This window comes from Providencia hangzhouensis (assembly GCF_029193595.2).
Taxonomy (GTDB): domain Bacteria; phylum Pseudomonadota; class Gammaproteobacteria; order Enterobacterales; family Enterobacteriaceae; genus Providencia; species Providencia hangzhouensis.
This window is the reverse complement of the sequence record NZ_CP135052.1, coordinates 2,854,943-2,873,779: the sequence shown is the minus strand read 5'-3', so window position 1 is coordinate 2,873,779 and position 18,837 is coordinate 2,854,943. Positions and strand designations below refer to the sequence as shown.

Genomic DNA, 18,837 nt, shown 5'->3' with positions numbered 1-18,837 from the left:
TATGGCTGTATCTTGAGTGAATAAAATGATTTTAATTCTTCATTAGTAATTCACCCTAAGGTATATAATTTAGTTAAATAGTTAATTGGTTTTTATTTGGTTAAATTTTTTTATTTTTTAAATTATTCCTATTTTATTAGAATTAAAAAATCACTTAATGTTAAATAAAAGAATGATTGGGTAATCGCGCAAAGAACCAAGTTAGAATTAATAAGTCTGCACTTCCCCCTGGGCTCACATTTAGCTGAATACATTCATTATCAAAATGTTTAACTTTAACTAAGTCATCACGGGTATTGATACCAGCAATTAATAACTGTTCCGCCCGTTGTTTTACCCATGCTAAGCCGTTGACACCCCCACGGTTGACAATATTCGTATCGTCATTCAGGCTCATTAATAGAATCAAGGTATCAAGTAGGGCAATATCGGCTAGTTTGCCTTTAGCAAGTTGCTGTAAATAATAAGGAAGTGAATGTTTGATTACTAACGAGTAACCGCCTTCGGCTTCACCTCTTGCACCCGTTAGCCCATGGCTCTGGTATAAACGCTGGCCTGCGGTGGGTTTTTCGGTTTTTTGTTTAAGTTCATTGGTAATTCCCTTACACATACTAGCAACCAATAAGCTGACATTTTCCGGTGAGACACATTGTTGTTGTGCAATCAAACGACCTATTGCGGTTAAGACTAAACCTAAGGAAAAAATACTGCCTTTATGGGTATTAACGCCTTTTGTTGCACGGAACATCGACCTTTCGCAATCCATTCCAATAGGGCGAATGTAAGGTAATAGTTGCGCTATAGGGCAATTTTTATATTGAGCGCCTGCCTGTAAAAATCGTGGAAAATGTGTCGCGATGGCATTGGCACTTAAATGAAAGTCAGTCAATGCCATATCTTTATGGGCACCGGTATTGTGTTTATCAACTAACCCGGGCTTAGGGGTTAAATTCACTTCGGCCAACATCGCTTGCCATGCTAATTGGCTGTAATAGCGAGTTAATTTTTCATTGATATGGCTGAGTTGTTTAATAGGTTGCATTTGCTAACTCCTCGATACGATCAAGTATCTCAACCAATGAATGTGTCCGTTGACGAGCACAAATTTTTGCTTCATTTTCACAAATTAAGCATCGTCTTGGTGGCAAATTTAATTGAGATCGCGAATATTGCTGTCCATTCGCATCAAACACATCAAAATCCCATAACCGACCAACAGCAGACGATCCTTCTAGGTGAATTAACGCTTTTTTTATCTCGATAGCATCACCATCAACGGCGACCAAGCATTCCGGCCCCGTTTTGAATGCCCAAGATTGTTGTGATAAAAACACCCACTGCCCGCATGAAGCAATTTGTTCAAGCGCATTTAAGCCCTGATTAAACACATGTCTAACAAGAGAATTGTCTTTGACAGCTCCAGGAAAAACGACAGTAAATGAAATCAAGGTTACCTGATGGAGACCAATCCATGCTTGTTGGCGAGCCTGACGGGCATCACGGCTATCCAACAGTTCAGGTAAAGAAATTTCAAATTGCTCTTGAGTATCAGGCAGTGGGTAAAACATATTTACTCCTTCACTTGATGAACAACATCAATGATTGAACCATCACGATAACGGACAACCGCAACAGCTTTATCTGTAAATTCAATTGGGTTAGGAGTACCGGTTAATAATTGTGCTCGCTCTCTTAACCAGCTCATTGAAACGGTTTTAATACCTTGGCTTTCAAGTTGCTGTTTTAATTCAGGGCGTGCAGGGTTAACCGTAATACCATGGTCAGTGACAAGAATATCGACACTGGAACCTGGTGTAACACAAGTGAGAACTTCATCCACTAACGTTGGAATACGTCCTCGGACAAGCGGAGCAACAATAATTGACAGTTTTGAGGCTACAGCAGTATCACTATGACCTCCAGATGCACCACGAATAACACCGTCAGACCCTGTTAACACATTGACATTAAAGCGTGTATCGATTTCTAACGCACTGAGTACGACGACATCAAGCATATCAACGGAAGCACCTTTCGAATCAAAACAGGCATATTGGTTAGCACTGATTTCAATATGATTCGGGTTGCGAGCAAGTGATTCAGCTGCCGCTTTATCAAAGCTTTGAACATCTAATAATTTGCGAATTAACCCTTTTTCATGTAAATCAACGATAGTTGAGGTAATACCGCCAAGTGCGAAACCAGCTTGAATGTTATGGCGTCTCATTTTATCTTCAAGGAAGCGAGTAACGGCCAAAGAGGCGCCACCAGTACCGGTTTGTAATGAGAAACCATCTTTGAAATAACCGGATTTTTCGATAACATCCGCTGCGGTACGCGCAATCAGAAGTTCACGAGGGTTCGATGTCATACGAGTTGCATCTGCCCCGATTTTATCCGCATCACCCACGCGTTTAACTTTGACGATATAATCGACTTCATCTTGTTTAATACTGGATGGGTTATGGGGGTAATCGCGTATCTCTTCCGTTAACATCACCACTTTTTTCGCAGTTTCAGCGTCAATTTTGGCATAACCTAAAGAGCCACAGCAGGCCGTTCCGGTATATCCGTTTGCATTACCGTATTCATCACATGATGGCACGCCAATAAATGCCACATCAATAACTAGCTCACCGCTATGAATTAGATTGGCTCTTCCACCATGCGAATGGATTTGTACGGGTTCTTCTAACTCACCACGTGAAATGGCTTCAGCGAGCGGGCCTCGGATACCAGAGGTATAAATTTTACGAATAACCCCATGACGAATATGTTCAACAAGTGGCGAATGGCAAGCACTTAATGAACTGGATGCAAGTGTTAAGTTGCGAAAGCCCATCTCTGCAATGACTTGCATCACCATATTGACCGTAAGGTCTCCACCACGAAAGGCGTGATGGAAAGAAATGGTCATACCGTCTTTAAGACCAGAACGGCGAATAGCGACTTGCAAGTCATCACACAATTTGCGATTTCTCGGCTTTTGTACCTGCTGTTGTACTTTACCAATATCTTTAAATTCACGTAGTACATCGTCAGTATTTGGTTGTAAGTAGGCTGATACGCGAGCCTGGCGCTGAGTATTATTTGTCATTTTTATTGCCTCACTCTTCCCGAATTCCTGATAATGCTGCTCGTGATAATACGAGGCGAGCTCTGTCAATAACTGGGCCATCGACCATTTTTCCGTTCAATGAAACTACGCCTTTACCTTCAAGGGCTGCGGCATCAGCGGCTTCAACAACATGCTGCGCATGGTCGACTTCTTTTTGAGTTGGTGCATATAAATTATGAAGTAACTCAATTTGTCTTGGGTTAATTAATGATTTGCCATCAAAGCCGAGCTGTTTAATGTGAGCGGCTTCGCGTAGGAAACCTTCTTCATTATTAGCATCAGAATAAACGGTATCAAACGCTTGAATACCTGCTGATCGAGCGGCTTGTAAAATGGCGCACCGAGCATAGAGGAGTTCTACGCCGTCTGGAGACCGCTCGGTGCGCAAATTGCGGACATAGTCCTCGGCACCTAATGCGATGCCTATAAGTCTTGGTGATGAATGAGCAATATTCACAGCTTGAGTGATGCCCATTGGTGATTCAATAGCGGCTAGCAAACCTGTGCTGCCTTCTTCGCGGCCACAGCTTTTTTCTATACGCAAGATTTCACTTTCAATATCAATAACATCTTGTGCCGTATCCGTTTTAGGAAGGCGGACGATATCCGCACCACCGCGAACAACGGCTTCAAGGTCAGCAACACCAAAAGCGGAATCTAATGCATTGACCCGTACAATGGTTTCAATATCTTGATAAAGCGGGTGCTGCAATGCATGGTAAACCAAGCGACGAGCCGTATCTTTTTCGCGCAAAGTGACGGAGTCCTCAAGGTCGAACATTAAAGCATCCGCTTTATAAATAAAGGAATTGCTCAACATAGCTGCATTGGAGCCGGGAACAAACAGCATACTTCTGCGTGTGCGTGATTTTTGTTCTGGAGTCATTACTTATCCTCCCAAGGCAGATAGTCGATATCACAAGCGCGAGCCAATAAGGCTTCTAAGCGGGCTTTGAGTACGCATTCTAGTGCACCTTTATCATCTACAATGATTTGTGCCCCTTGAATATCATGTTGCTGGATAACTTCTTGTACGATTTTTGCGATAGCATCCCCAAACTGTTTTTCAACACTACTGGTAATTTGTATTGAGACCTCTTGAGTGTCTTCTAGTGGCTCTATGCGAACCATGACATCACTTGATTCAAGTGTGCCAGCTACTGCTGCGTGCTTTATCTTCATATTTCACCTATGGCTAATTCAGAACTTTCGGTGTGGCTTTGAGCAGATGCGACTTGATTGGCGACCATCTCTTGTAAATATTGATAGGTTGCCTCAGGCACAATCGGCTTAATCGCCGCAAGATCTTTTTTAGCGAGCAATCGTCTAACTTGTGAGGCAGAAACAGCCGTTCCATTGATGATTGTTCGCGGAAATTCAATGAGTTCTATAGGTGGAAAATTCATAGCATCGGTTTTTAACCAAAAGCGCATGTCTTGGTTATATTGGTTGGTGACTTGGCAAAAAGGTTCCGAGCCTACGAATCGATGGGTTATCCCTAAAGCAGGGGCAATATATTGACGAAAAATCTTAATATCGATTTCGGTATAACAGTTATTAGCAACTGTTTTATCTTTAATAAAGTAACAAGGAAAAGTCGCTCGAGAAATAATATATTCCGAACCTTTATGAATAGTAAGATTTTCTATTCCTTTGGTTCCTGCTTCAATTAAATTTAATCTAACTTTATAAGGAAAACGTGATGTATCTTCTTTGACAACAAATAGATGTAGCCAATCACAGGCCTTCGCAGCTTGCTCTATTAAATAACGATGCCCAAGAGTGAAGGGGTTGGCATTCATAACGATTGAGCCAATTTTTTTTCCTTCCTTACGTTGTGCTTTTAAACTTTCGATATAACGTTTTAGATAACAGCAACTATTTTCCATCAATACCATAATATCAGGAACTGTGGCAATGGTATGAAAACCACATTGTTGGAATAAGCTTTCATTTTGAAATTTGGTATAAATAAATAAATGAGTTGTATTATTTTCGTAAGCAAGATTAACCAGTTCTGTTGCTAATTTTAATGCAAGGCCTTCACCTCGAGCATCATCGCTAATAGCAACGCATTTAATAACATTTTTTGCTAATCCTCCACACGCAATTAATTTTTCATTGCGAGAAATCGTAATAAAAACGTCAATACTTGAATCAAGTTCTAAATCGTTTTCCTTTAAAAACTGAGTTATTTCAGCAAGTTTCCTGTTCTCATGACGTTTTACTTGGTTAAACGTTATGTTTTCGAACATAATAGTATCCTGCATCTCATTTAGAGATGTTTTTAAAATGTTGCTAATGTTAAAGTTAATTAAATAAATTCTCTTAGGTTGTTTTTATAAAAACAAATATAAATTTTTATTTAATTACCCTCTCTGATATTTATATTAAAGATACTGTATTTAATATATTTGACCTATTTCATGTTTCTCAAATGAGATTGTATTTGTTTAATGGTTTTAAAGTTTTTAATTATTGAATATGTTTTTTATTGCTTGGTTTTAATGTGTTTAATTATTAATATGTGTATTATATCTTTGGCTTGAATCCGATTTATCGGTTATCCTACCATTTTTGAGTTAACAAAATTTTTACTTTTCAGCCAGTAACGAGATATAACATGAAAAAAGAATATACGTTCTCCTCATTGAAAAAAGTAAATTCAGTTTCATTTTCAGTACGAGTATTTTTTCTGTTATTAATAGTTTCTGTTTTTTTAACTCTCGGGCTGGGTAAATATTTTACGGACACAGCTGAAAATCGATTGATTGCGAACATTCAATCGTTAGCAATGAGCCAAGCAAAGCTGATTGCTTCTATTGATGGTGTTGTTCAATCCGTAAAGTATAGAGATATTCCTGGGTTGAAGGTTATCGCTGACAAACTAAACCAAGATTCTAACTACGATTATGTTGTTATTGGTGATGAAAATTCGATTCGTTTGTATCACCCGAATAGTCAAAAAATTGGTTTTCAAATGCAGTGGAACAAACCAGGAGCCTTAGAGAAAGGGGAAAGCTATTTTATCAATGGCGAAGGTTCAATGGGGAATGCTGTTAGAGCAAAAACACCCATTTTTGATGAGCAAGGTAAAGTGATCGGTGTTGTTTCTATTGGCTATCTATCCAACAAAATAGAAACATCACTCAGTGAGTTATTCGTACAAACAGGAGCCACTTTTTTAGGGATACTGATTATATTGCTCTTCTTATCATGGGCATTTTCACGTTTAATTCAAAAACAAATGTTGGGTATGGAGCCTGAGGAAATAACCCAATTAGTCTTAGTACAAAAAGGGATATTTGAAGCCGTTTTTGAAGGTGTTATCGCAGTGAATATACAAGGGCAGATTATTAATATTAACTCTAATGCCCGGAAAATGTTATCTCTAAGCAAGCCGCTGGGGCAGTTAACAGGGACTTTTGTGTCGGAGCATATCTCGCCAGCCGACTTTTTTATTACCGATATTGAAACGACTAAGCATGATGTGATTTGCGAATTCAATGGCCTAAACGTGATTGCAAACCGGGTGGCAATTCGTGATGGGGAACATCTTGTGGGGGCGGTCATTAGCTTTCGTAGCCAAAATGATATTGAATCGCTAAACTCTCAGTTGACTCAAGTTCGCCAATATATAGAAAGTTTACGTACGTTACGGCACGAGCACCTTAATTGGATGTCAACATTAAGCGGTTTATTGCAAATGAAAGAATATGACCAAGCGTTGGCGCTAATTAAAGGGGAGTCAGAATCTCAGCAACAATTAATTGATACACTCCGTGGGCAGTTTTTTGATAAGCAAGTTGCTGGTTTATTATTTGGTAAACACCACCGAGCCAAAGAACTAGGCTTACAATTAAAATTTACTGCGGGTAGTCAGTTACATGAATTACCTGATTCATTAAATAGTACTGAATTTTGTGCCATTTTGGGTAATCTACTCGATAATGCATTTGAAGCAAGTTTGAAAAATAATCAGGGTAATAAGCAAGTTGAGTTATACCTTTCAGATGAAGGAAAGGAGATTGTCATTGAAGTCGCTGATCAGGGATGTGGTTTCCCGTCAGAAATTCAAGACAAATGGTTTGAGCGTGGTGTCACAACGAAAACAGATATAGCAGATAGTCATGGTATCGGGTTATATCTCGTTGCATCTTATGTTAAACGCTGTAATGGTGCAGTGATTATTGAAGAAAATCAACCGCATGGTACAGTATTTTCAATTTTTATTCCGAAAGTGAAGATATAAAATGATCAAGATAAAAATCCTCATAGTGGAAGATGAGTTGCTGCTTGCCGAAATGCACAGCGAATATATAAAAGCCTATCCTGCATGTGACAAAGTTTGGCTTGCAGGTAATCTTGCGGAAGCGAGAAAAATGATTGAATACATGAAGCCAGATCTTATCTTGTTAGACAACTATTTACCTGATGGAAAAGGTATTGACCTAGTTCATGAGTTAATACAAGAAAGAAATAATGCAGACATTGTATTTACGACGGCCGCAAGTGATATGGACACAGTCTCTGAAGCTATTCGTTTAGGTGTTTTTGACTATTTAGTGAAGCCAATTGCTTATGAACGTTTAGGCCAAACATTGGATAGGTATATTCAACGTAAATCTGTTGTACAGGAAAATAGCAAAACCAATCAAAGTAAAATTGACGATATGTTTAATACTTATGCTAGAGGGGAATCAAAGGAAGAACTTCCAACAGGTATTGATATCATTACACTTGAAAAAATACTCGCGTTGTTTACTGAACCTGATGTGCAATATACGGCAGAAAGTATTGCTGAAACCATCAAACTTAGTCGTACTACAGCAAGACGTTATTTGGAGTATTGTTTAGCGAAAGATAAAATTGAAGCTGAAATTGAGTATGGCAAAGTTGGCCGACCGCAACGGATTTACCGCGCCAAGTTGTGAGTGTTTGAATTAATAGTATATATCGATAGAAGCTCTGCATTGGTTATAAACAATGCAGATTTTCTGTATCTTACTTATATCAGTGGTACAACAGTAAGTTGGAAAAATAGAGTTTATTGCTGCTGGTTTTTTAAAATTAACACTTTCTTTTCAGCCCGCTCATGGCCTTTAGCGGCTGCGAGTTGATACCAGCGTAGGGCTTTTTTATCATCGGCCTCAACACCCATACCATATTGGTAGCAAGCTCCTGCTGCATATTGCGCATCGGCACTATTTTGCTGAGCGGCTTTGATAAACCAGTGACAGGCTTTTGCTTGGTCGGCTTTGATACCATCGCCGCGCGCATAGATAAGCGCGACATTAAATTGAGCTGAAGCTTCACCTTGTTCAGCAGCTAGGGTTAGCCACTTTATAGCTGATTGGATATCTTTTTTGGTACCTTGTCCAGTTAAGTACAACATACCTAAGCTGTTTTGAGCGGGGGAAAAGCCCAATTCTGCGGCACGGGTAAAATATTGAAACGCGAGAGGGTAGTTTACCTTGTCATACATACCTACTGCTGCTTGGTAGCCTAATAAATACAGCGCTTGTGGATGGTTTTCTTCCGCAAGAGCAAGATATATTTTTTGGGCTTTTTGCGGGTCTTTTGTGATAGCTTTTCCCTCTTCATACCAATAGGCGAGGGTGAGCATCGCAGGTTGAAAATGCTGTTCAGCCGCTTTTTTTAGCCACCGTTCAGCTTCTTCTGGGTTTTTCTCTAATAAATCATTGATGCCATATAAGGTATATTCGGCCATATTCATCTGGCCAATAGGGTCACCACTTTCGGCTGCTATTTTCATCCAATGCAGCATTTGTTTTTCATCTAGCTCTACCCCAGTTCCTTGCTGGTACATCAGGCCAAGGTTAATTTGTGCTTTTGTAAAGCCTTGATTGGCAGAAAGAAGGTACCAGTGTAAAGCTTGGTCAAACTGTTGATGAGACTGATAAAACATTCCTAAGTTAAATTGAGCTTCGGCTTGGCCTTGTTCCGCAAGTGCAATTAGTGTTTTTTCATTTATTAGTGGCGTTGTTTCTTCTGCAAAAGCAGGGAGGAAAAATACGTTAATAAAGACAAAACACAATAAAAATATTTTTTTCACATGACATCCTTTGGACTAAGCTCTTAATGGCTACGTTATCTTGTTAGATAAGTTCCTGCAATGATATGAAAGATATTTTATATTAATTCTAATAAATCAAATGGTTAATTATTGCTATTAGCACATTGGGCAAAGAACAGATAAAAATTTTAAAAAAAGATGAACTTTTTTCCTTCTTAGCCAGTCTTATTAGTATCTATATACTGTTTGCTTGCGTAAACATTCATATATTTACCCTCATCATTCATTTCTTTACACGAAGTAATGTAATAATGCACCTACGTAGTGATAGTTTGAATTTAGCAAAAGATCCTTGAGTAGAATGCATTATGCCCAGTTTGTTACTGGGCTTTTTTTTATCCAAAATTCCAGTTTGAATGCTTCTTCAGCGACATCTTCTAACGTCTTTCCTACCAATAAAAGTAAAAATAGAGTTACCTTGAAATGGATATTTTTAGCTTTCCATAACATATACAGCAATAAATCATAGTGTGATAAATAGCGGCATTATAGTTTCAATGCAGTACAATATTCTTAACATTTAACGAACAAATGATTAATTAGTAATCGATGATAATTTGGTAGTTTTGTAAAAAATTGAAGTAAATCACGATTAAATTTAATTGATGTAGTAATTAATACTAGCTAATTCTTTAATTTTGGTGCATAAATAACGTATATGGCTTAATTGATTATTGGGTTCTTGGCGGGTTATCTGCCAGTTAATGTTGAATAAATAATCAAATATGCTTTAACTCATTGAATTTATGTTTGAGATCCATAAACAAGTCTACACACAGTTTTGTTTGTTTTGAGGTCAGGGAATGATACTCCTCCTACCAAAAGTGAATCTTTTCAACTTTGAATTCTTGAGATCATAACAATGCGAGAGCGCATAGAGCGTTCCGTGGTTTTTTTGCATATGTACAGGTTGTACTAGAGGTAACTTGTGTCCACAACAAATAACAAAGAGGAAGTTAGTCTTAACGCGTTTAAGCAACCTCGCTCATTCTATCTTATTTTTTCTATCGAGCTCTGGGAACGTTTTGGTTACTACGGTCTTCAAGGGATCCTTCCAATATACCTAAGCCAAGTGCTGGGTATGTCAGAAACAGAATCAATTACACTTTTCTCAGCGTTTGCAGCATTAGTTTATGGCTTTGTTGCAGTTGGCGGTTGGTTAGGGGATAAAGTCCTTGGAACAAAACGTGTCATTGTCCTTGGAACAATCACTCTGATTGCAGGGTATGCATTTGTTGCTTTCTCAGGGCATGATGTATCGATGGTCTATGTTGGTTTAGCAACCATTGCAGTTGGTAATGGTTTATTTAAAGCGAATCCATCATCACTCTTATCGACCTGCTATGAAAAAGATGACCCACGGTTAGACGGCGCATTTACCATGTATTATATGTCCGTTAATATTGGTTCATTCTTCTCAATGATTGCAACGCCATGGTTAGCAAAACATTATGGTTGGGATGTCGCGTTCTCTCTTAGTGTTGTGGGCCTGATTATCACATTGATTAACTTCTATATGTGTAAAAAATGGGTTTCTCAACATGGCTCAAAACCTGACTTTGCTCCTGTTGTTCTTTCAAGATTAGTTGCTACAGTAGCAGGGGTTATTGCATTAATCGCGATTTCTACATGGCTATTGCATAACCTCGGTATTGCTCGTACAGCATTAGCGATTATTTCTTTGGGTATTCTAGTTATCTTTATCAAAGAAACATTAGCACTGAAAGGTACGGCTCGCCGTCGAATGATTGTTGCATTAATTTTAATGCTTGAAGCGATAGTATTCTTCGTTCTTTATAGTCAAATGCCGACATCATTAAACTTTTTTGCATTACATAACGTAGAACATGAAGTTTTTGGTTTTTCTATTGAACCCGCACAATACCAAGCTCTGAATCCATTATGGATCATGATTGGAAGCCCAATTTTAGCCGCGATTTATAATAAAATGGGCGATAACTTACCAATGCCACATAAATTCGCGATTGGTATGTTGTTATGTTCTGCTGCATTCTTAGTTTTGCCATTAGGTGCAAAATTTGCAAATGAAGCGGGGATTGTTTCTGTTGAATGGCTGGTTATTTGTTACGGTTTCCAAAGTATTGGTGAGCTGATGATCTCAGGCCTTGGTCTTGCGATGGTAGCTCAGTTAGTTCCACAGCGTTTAATGGGCTTTATTATGGGCGCATGGTTCTTAACAAACTCAGCGGCCGCATTTATTGCAGGGTACGTTGCTTCAATGGCAGCAGCACCAGAAGGTGAACTTACCAGCAAAGTCGAATCTTTGGCTGTGTACAGTGACGTATTCTTGAAGATTGGTTTAGTGACTGGTGTGATTGCAATTTTGATGGTTTTAACCGCTCCGATGTTAAATCGTATGACTCTTGAGCGTTAATTTTCATCTTAAATCGCAGTAATCAAAAGGGCTAAAAAGCCCTTTTGATATATGTGACATACGGTAATAGACGTATTAATTAAAATAGCGATTATTAATCAGTTTTAGCGAGCGGTCACTACCATTGACCAAAATGGTATTTGAAATACGGCTGTACGCATCTATTGATACACCATCCATCAAGATGGTTGGTGTGATAGCTGTGGCGGCAAATATGACATCAGAAGTACTCACCATCTGGTCTAAAGATAGCACTTCACCAATTTCTAACCCCATTTGTTGACAGCGCAATATTTCTTGTGCCGCGAGTTGTTTATTTTCTTCGCTATCTCCTTTGGCTTTATCTCGCGAAATTAGTCTTGCTTGCATATCACCGCCTAAAGCACGAGCGATAGCTGCACTGATAATGCCTTCAGGAGCGCCGCCAGTTCCATACATCATATCAATGGGATGTTCAGGAAGGATAGTAAGTAATGAGGCGAGGACATCACCATCAGGGATGGTAATCACATTAGCACCAAAACTACGGATAGTTTTAATAATATGTTGATGGCGAGGTTTATCAAGTACTGCGATTGAAAGATTTGAAATGGGCTTATTAAGTGCAGAAGAAAGGAATTCTAAATTTTTTTCTAGGGGATTTGCCAGATGAACGGCCCCTTTAGCGGCAGCCCCAACAACAAGTTTTTCCATATACATATCAGGTGCTTGAAGTAGTGTTCCTGTTGGAGCCGCGGCAAGTACGGCAATGGCATTTTTTTCATTACACGCTACCATACGTGTTCCATCGATAGGATCTACCGCAATATCTAAGCCAATCGAACCTGACTTTTTGCCAACTTGTTCACCAATATATAACATGGGAGCGTCGTCGATTTCACCTTCACCAATGACAATTTTACCGTGAAAATCAATTTCATTTAGCCGATTTCTCATCGCTTCTACAGCGGCTTTATCTGCGGCGTTTTTATCTTGTTTTCCCACCCAATCGAAGGCAGCCACTGCTGCAACCTCGGTAACGGAAGCGATAGCAGAAGCTAACTCATCACTAATTTTCATTTTTTGTTCATATCCCAGATGTATAAAAGAAAAGTACCTATCACTATGATACGTTTTTTGTGATCTGTCTGGCAAATAATGGGTGATTAAATCATCAGAGAATTTGGCGCCATAATGAAATAGTCGCCTAAATATAGGCGACTATTTATTTGATAATTAAAGCATTTCGACGATAGTGATACCACCGATAATCGAAATTAAGGCAGCTAATGTACTTAATAACACGGTTCCTGCTGAGGTTTCAGTATAGGCTTGGTTGCTAATTGCCAATGCGGGAACTGCGGTCGCCGTGGGTAGTACACCAATGATAAACGCGGCTTTAAGTAAATCATCTTGTAAACCTAAGGCGAGTCCAGTGCCTAAAATGAGCGCGGCTTGAACAAAATTTTTAATAAAGACGTTAAATATAATTTCCTTACTAATTGTAAGTTTTATCCCTGAAAGGAGCAGACCAAGGAAGAATAGAGCGACTCCGCCCGCGGTTTTGCCCAATTCGTTTACCGAGTTTTGTAATATTTCAGGTAATTTAACACCTAAAATAGCTAGTATTGCGCCTAGAATAGGGAGAAAAACTAAGGGTTGAGCAATGGCTTTACCAACTGATTTTAAGATACTGTTACCTTGCTGTGATCCGCTGATCATTAATAGAGTAAATGGGATAATAATAACGGTATAAATCAGGTTACCTAATACCATAGCTATCAAGCCTGATGACCCGACAGTTGCAAGTAATACAGGTGGCCCACAGTAGGCCATATCAGGAAAAGACACCGATAATGCTTGCATAGCCGCATCTTTTTTAGTGTGGCGAAAAATAAACTTACCAAAAATAAAACCAATCACATACGTTGCAATTAGTCCTACGGCTAGCGCTAATAAATAGTCAATATTGAGTAATACTGAAGGCGGTGCTTGTGCGGCTGCAAGAAATAATGCAAACGGTAATGCTATTTTAACCACAAAGTCAGCAAAGGCTTGGGAATACTCTCGTTTGATAAACCCATATTTACCCGATAGCCAACCAACGGCTAATCCAAGAACTATGGGCCCTAAAGCGGCAAGTATAATGTGAATTAGCATTAAAAACTCTCCTGATATTTTTCGGTAGGTTTTGCTTTATAAAAATCAGTAAAATGACAGTTAATATTTTCCCTTGTGGTTACTTTTATTTAAATTAAAGAACATATGTTTTTAGCAATGTTTAATAAAGAAACTAATTAATGTAATTTTAAATAACTATAATCATTTAAGGATAGTAATTATTCAATTAATATATTGATGTTAAAGGTGTTGTATACATAACATAATAAAAATAATAGTACTAATAAAATTTTATTAGTACTATTATGAGTATCAAAAACAGAATATCAAAAAAATATAGGCGCTTAATCAATTGTTTGTTTTTTTATGAGCGAAATAGTCATTAAACGATGATTAAGGGTTTTCTTAGTTACTAAAATGACTAATGAGAGTATTAATAAATCATCAAAGAAAGGTATTGTTTCTTTTACCAGGAGTATACCTAAAGCAGGATGTAATGAATTATTTTGTAACAGTTTATTACATTTGGTTGGCAAGGGGATCAATGCTATCTACACTAGCAGTAATCACAGCCTTTATTTTCCAGATTCTAAATTGTGAATTTTTTTATGAGGAAACCTATTTGTGGACACTTGGATACTAATAGGACTTGTATTCGTTTTCCTGCTAGTGCTAGCTCCGATACTTGCTATCATTGCCATCAATCGAACAGGTCGGATGCAGTACCAAATTTCGCTGTTAAATCAGAAGGTTTCTTCATTAGAAGCCCAGCTTTTAAACGCTAAATACACGCCAAGTATATCTGTCGATAGTGTGACGTCTTCCCAATCAGGTTTAGATGAAATACAAAATACGCACATAGAGCAAGAGGGGAGCGAATCTCTTTCGGGTGTTGATGCTAAACAAGACAAACAGCAAGAAATTTCCTCAATGAGCCATGTGACTTGTCTGCCAGTTGAAAAAGAGCATGATTTATCGGATACAGAAAACTCGCCTCTCATGAGGGAACAAACTACCCATGAAAATTCCCTTAATCATCCTTTAAGTAATGAAAGTATCAATCCGAATAGGTTTGATAACACGCAAGCACAGCGAGTAGACGCAAATCGGTTTAATCAAAATAAACCTGAGACAAAGCAAAATACTGCCAGTGACGATAAATCAATATTCAATCATTTCTTTAGTTGGTTAATGAAAGGAAACCCGGTAGCTAAAATTGGTATCCTACTGTTATTCCTAGGTGTCGCATATTTGCTGAATTACAGTGTGCAAAATGAAATTATTTCACCTCAAATGCGTTTAATCTTCAGCGCAGTAGGGTGCTTAGCTTTATTAGGTACTGGCTGGTGGCTACGGAATAAAAAGGCATTATTTGGGTTGATTTTACAAGGGGGGGCAATTGGTTGCTTGTATATCACTATTTTTGCTGCCTTTAAACTGTATACGATGATGCCTTATGGGATGGCATTTGCCTTTATGTTACTTATTTGCGCGGCAAGTATTGCTTTGGCATTATTGCAACGCACAATTAGTTTAGCTGTTCTTGCATCGATAGGTGGGTATTTAGCACCTATATTGCTTTCGACTGGCGGTGGAAGCCATGTTGTTTTATTTTCTTATTATTTGATGTTATCGATTGGTATCTTAGTTATTAGTGTGTGGCAAGCTTGGCGACCTTTAAATTTAGTTGGTATGGTGATGACTTATGGTGTTGCCATTTTATGGGGGTTAGATAATTACCAGTCAGACTATTATTTATCTTGCCAACTTTTTATTATCGCTAATTTAGTGGTATTTAATGCCTTAACACAGCTATTCTCACTACGCTTTGAACACAGTAAGCAATTGGTTGTTGATAATACACTTCTATTTGTCCCTCCTTTTATCAGTATTGCACTTCAATTCTTTATTTCAGAAGGGGAAGGTTTACTGCCAGCCTTTATTTCACTGATAGTAGGTTTGTTATATCTGATTACTGGTTTACAAGTGCATAAACGCTATAAATCCGCTGGCAAGAATATGGCATTAGCAAATATTATTATCGGTGCTGGGTTTATCACTTTAGCTATTCCATTAGCGCTAACATTTGAGTGGACCTCGATTATTTGGTCATTAGAAGGGTTGTTAATCCTTTGGTTCGGTTTACAGCAAAACCAGAAAAAAATGGTGGCTATCGGCTCGTTATTAATTGTTATTAGCGCAATCACTTTGTTAAGTGATTATCCTTATTTATATTGGAGTCGTAGTAGTACTTATATGGTTCCTGTGCTATTAATAGCCTGCTTTATGGCTGGTGGGCTTTTCCATATTCGTCGTAAAGAAGACAGTAACTTTACTTTATTTAGTTATGGTTTCTTAATTATTGGTTTGGTGACTTGGTTGTGCTGGTTACCGTTATTTACTGATATTTTATCATGGAGCCGTGAGTCTGAAGGCTTTATTATTCTAGTCTTGGTTGTTATTTCAGTTTGGTTCTGGCATTTATATGCTATCTATATTAATTGGGTACCTTTGCTACTTTGCCAGTCTATTCTATGGATTGCAGGTTATTATTATCTTGGTTTAGATTTCTTAAACGACCAAAACCCAATGGGGCGTGGTGAAGGTTCTCTCATATGGCCAGTTGTTTTAGGTAGTTCTATTTTATTTGTTATTCATGCATATAAGCTTCGTGATCGTTGGATGCAAAGAATACTCCATAGCGCCAATTTATGGCTAATTCTTGCGTTTATTGCCACTCAAGTGAATTGGTTCGTCTCCATTTTACCTTGGGGCATGCACGAAATGGGATATTTTATTTATGTCATGGCCATAACGCTAACTATTATTGTTCTCTATTGGCTACAACAAAATAGAATGCCGCCGATGAAACGTAATGGACTGATTTATTGGTATTCGATGACTCCTGTTGCTATCGGGCTAATTATATTGTCCGGCTATGCTAATTTAGAAGATGGTAAATTGACATTTTGGAATTATATACCGCTAATCAATCCATTAGATGAAGCTGGGTTATTTAGTATCGCTACGTTAGTTTTAATACGTAAAGGGCTTTCTCAAAAAATACGTAAAGTAACAGCGGTTAACTTTTGGGTTTTACGTAGTTTGTTAGTAGTCACAATTGCACTTTCTGCTTATTGGTTTAACGGTATTTTAATTCGTGCAATAGCAGATTTTGCTGAGCTAAATTGGAACTATGACACACTTTATGATTCACGCTTAGTGCAAACTGTACTTTCTATCAGTTGGGCACTGGCTGCCTTAGTCTGTATTATTATTGCCTCTATTAAGAAAAATCGAATTTGGTGGTTTATGGGGGCTGGTATTTTTGCTTGTGTTATTGCCAAGTTATTCTTAATTGATATATACGGGCAAGGTGGTATTTCTCGTGCAATTTCTTTTATTGGTGTTGCATTATTAATTTTAATTGTTGGGTATTTTTCGCCATTACCACCAAAAGATACAAAAGGGAAAGTTGAAAAGGAGATACAACCATGAGTTTAATTAAAAATACAGGACTAGTAAGGCTCATTACAGTCTTCTCATTGTCATTATTGTTTTCAAGTCATTTGAATGCAGAGGCAGTAGAAGAGGTTACTCCTTATAGTTTTTATCAAGGCTCAGAAATAAATGTTCTTGATTCATCGGCTCCTTTTTACTGGTTAGAGCTTCCCGTAAATGCGTATATGAACTCAGCGTACCCCAAAACGTTGCAAGATGTTCGAGTCTTTAATGGTACTGGTAATGAAATACCTTCAGTATTATTTTCGGATACGGAAAAATCCGTTTCAAATGAAAAGATCATTTTTACACCACAGCGTTTGGTCACTCAGGTTGATAGCGTTAACTCCCATGATGATGTGCGTAGAGAAAAGCAACATCTATTAGTAGAATCTATCCCTGGCAAAGTGAATAGAATTGAGTTGCCTAGTATGCAAGTTAAAGACAACGTGGCTTATCAGGCTTATTTATTAACGAAAAATCAAAGTCAAACTAAAGATACGCCAATTAAAAACCTAGTATTAGACTGGGCTAAAAGCGAGAAAGAATGGCAGGCAAAGGTATTTGTTTTTGCCAGTGACGACAAAGAAAATTGGCTAAATATAGCAACAAATCAGCCGATTATGAATTTGAAGTTAAATTCAGAAACTATTGCAAGCAATAATATTGAGTTATTAAATGGCAACTCAAAGGCATTGAATGCACCTTATCTTATGGCTGTAATAGTAAGTGGTCCAGATATTGTTATACCTGACTTATTAAAGGTCAATACGACCTCTAGCGTGCTTAATTCAACTTATCGTCAAGAACTATTTCATTTTGAGATGACGAATGATGGTGTTTCAAAAGATCATATAATCTATCAATTACCAAGAGCACAGCCACTGAGTGAATTACAAATACAATTGCAACAATCAAACCGTGTGATCCCACTAAAAATAGAGTATTCATCTGATAGAGGTGAAAGCTGGAAATTACTCACTAACATTGTTGCATATAATCAAACAATAGATGGTGATTTAATTAGCAATCCGAGCACAGCGCTCTATGGTGAAATGGTGGGGAAAGTAAGAATTTCAGCCCTCAAAGGGAGTTGGGAAGATCAGCCACCAAGGCTAACGGGAAAACGAGATGCTTATAACCTTATTTTTAATTTGCAAGGTCCCGCTCCGTATTTACTTGTTTGGGGGAATAAACAAGCTAGTTTTGATGAATTGACCACAAGCCAGCTTGTAGGGAAACCAGATAGCGTTGATGAGTTAATGACAAATTATCCTCAGCTATTTCTTGATAATACAATCATTGAGTTGGGTGGTGTAGATAGGCTAACTATAACGGAAGTGGTTGACGGTAGTTTTAACTGGTTGACGATTACCTTATGGGTATTGTTATTTGTTGGAATATTAGTATTAATATATTTCTGCTGGTATTTGTTAAGAGAAGTCAATTCTACAGATAAGGCGAATCATGAAGAATTATAACTAGATATTGGTATTAACCAAATAGGGAATAGTACCCTATTTGGTTTCGATTTACGTCATTGACAGTTCTGACGTCTCTTTACTTAATCATGAGAACACTTACTTATAGCCTGTTTTTTCTGACAGGGATTTGCGCTAAAACAGT

The 18,837-nt window shown here is 38.0% G+C and carries 14 protein-coding genes; 5 read left to right on the top strand and 9 right to left on the bottom strand.

The window, feature by feature from the left end; genetic code table 11:
* Positions 1-160: 160 nt before the first annotated feature.
* From citG to citC, 6 genes are read right to left on the bottom strand one after another with little or no spacing between them, the layout of a single operon-like run.
* Complete coding sequence (gene citG / locus PZ638_RS13010) at positions 161-1,042, bottom strand: triphosphoribosyl-dephospho-CoA synthase CitG (protein ID WP_094961209.1); 882 nt, start codon at positions 1,040-1,042, stop codon at positions 161-163.
* Positions 1,029-1,568, bottom strand: coding sequence for a citrate lyase holo-[acyl-carrier protein] synthase (gene citX, locus PZ638_RS13005; protein WP_004255463.1), 540 nt, complete (start codon positions 1,566-1,568; stop codon positions 1,029-1,031). Before citX ends, citG begins: the two co-directional genes overlap by 14 nt.
* 2 nt (positions 1,569-1,570) lie before the next feature.
* Positions 1,571-3,097: a citrate lyase subunit alpha gene (gene citF, locus PZ638_RS13000; RefSeq protein ID WP_112307467.1), complete on the bottom strand. Its 1,527-nt coding sequence runs from the start codon at positions 3,095-3,097 to the stop codon at positions 1,571-1,573.
* A 10-nt stretch (positions 3,098-3,107) separates the two neighbouring features.
* Positions 3,108-4,004 (bottom strand): citrate (pro-3S)-lyase subunit beta, encoded by an 897-nt coding sequence (gene citE, locus PZ638_RS12995; protein ID WP_144141495.1) that lies wholly within the window; start codon positions 4,002-4,004, stop codon positions 3,108-3,110.
* A complete protein-coding gene (gene citD, locus PZ638_RS12990) occupies positions 4,004-4,300 on the bottom strand; it encodes a citrate lyase acyl carrier protein (RefSeq protein ID WP_004255457.1) in 297 nt (98 codons plus the stop codon). Before citD ends, citE begins: the two co-directional genes overlap by 1 nt.
* Positions 4,297-5,373 (bottom strand): [citrate (pro-3S)-lyase] ligase, encoded by a 1,077-nt coding sequence (gene citC / locus PZ638_RS12985; RefSeq protein ID WP_164560979.1) that lies wholly within the window; start codon positions 5,371-5,373, stop codon positions 4,297-4,299. The genes citD and citC overlap by 4 nt, the downstream gene beginning before the upstream one ends.
* A 368-nt stretch (positions 5,374-5,741) precedes the next feature.
* On the opposite strand from citC, the gene dpiB reads away from it, so the two are divergent.
* Both dpiB and dpiA read left to right on the top strand, forming a co-directional pair.
* A complete protein-coding gene (gene dpiB / locus PZ638_RS12980) occupies positions 5,742-7,370 on the top strand; it encodes a sensor histidine kinase DpiB (RefSeq protein WP_094961213.1) in 1,629 nt (542 codons plus the stop codon).
* A gap of 1 nt (position 7,371) precedes the next feature.
* Complete coding sequence (gene dpiA / locus PZ638_RS12975) at positions 7,372-8,052, top strand: two-component response regulator DpiA (RefSeq protein ID WP_004263346.1); 681 nt, start codon at positions 7,372-7,374, stop codon at positions 8,050-8,052.
* 113 nt (positions 8,053-8,165) lie between these two features.
* On the opposite strand, the gene PZ638_RS12970 is transcribed toward dpiA, so the two are convergent.
* Positions 8,166-9,194 (bottom strand): tetratricopeptide repeat protein, encoded by a 1,029-nt coding sequence (locus tag PZ638_RS12970; protein WP_110591573.1) that lies wholly within the window; start codon positions 9,192-9,194, stop codon positions 8,166-8,168.
* Between the two features lie 949 nt (positions 9,195-10,143).
* Here PZ638_RS12970 and dtpA point away from each other — a divergent pair.
* On the top strand, positions 10,144-11,610 hold the full coding sequence (gene dtpA, locus PZ638_RS12965; RefSeq protein WP_094961215.1) for a dipeptide/tripeptide permease DtpA: 1,467 nt from the start codon (positions 10,144-10,146) through the stop codon (positions 11,608-11,610).
* A 75-nt stretch (positions 11,611-11,685) separates the two neighbouring features.
* Here the strand turns inward: dtpA and glpX are convergent, their stop codons facing one another.
* Both glpX and PZ638_RS12955 read right to left on the bottom strand, forming a co-directional pair.
* Entirely contained in the window at positions 11,686-12,663 is a 978-nt protein-coding gene (glpX, locus tag PZ638_RS12960) for a class II fructose-bisphosphatase (RefSeq protein WP_377145956.1), read from the bottom strand.
* A 162-nt stretch (positions 12,664-12,825) separates the two neighbouring features.
* Positions 12,826-13,749 carry an AEC family transporter gene (locus PZ638_RS12955; protein ID WP_004263353.1) on the bottom strand — a complete coding sequence of 308 codons (924 nt, stop codon included), beginning with the start codon at positions 13,747-13,749 and terminating at the stop codon, positions 12,826-12,828.
* Positions 13,750-14,334: 585 nt separating this feature from the next.
* Here PZ638_RS12955 and PZ638_RS12950 point away from each other — a divergent pair.
* Both PZ638_RS12950 and PZ638_RS12945 read left to right on the top strand, forming a co-directional pair.
* Positions 14,335-17,208, top strand: a complete 2,874-nt coding sequence (locus PZ638_RS12950) for a DUF2339 domain-containing protein (protein ID WP_206277886.1) — start codon at positions 14,335-14,337, stop codon at positions 17,206-17,208.
* Positions 17,205-18,692, top strand: a complete 1,488-nt coding sequence (locus PZ638_RS12945; protein ID WP_180312007.1) for a DUF3999 family protein — start codon at positions 17,205-17,207, stop codon at positions 18,690-18,692. Before PZ638_RS12950 ends, PZ638_RS12945 begins: the two co-directional genes overlap by 4 nt.
* Positions 18,693-18,837: the final 145 nt, after the last annotated feature.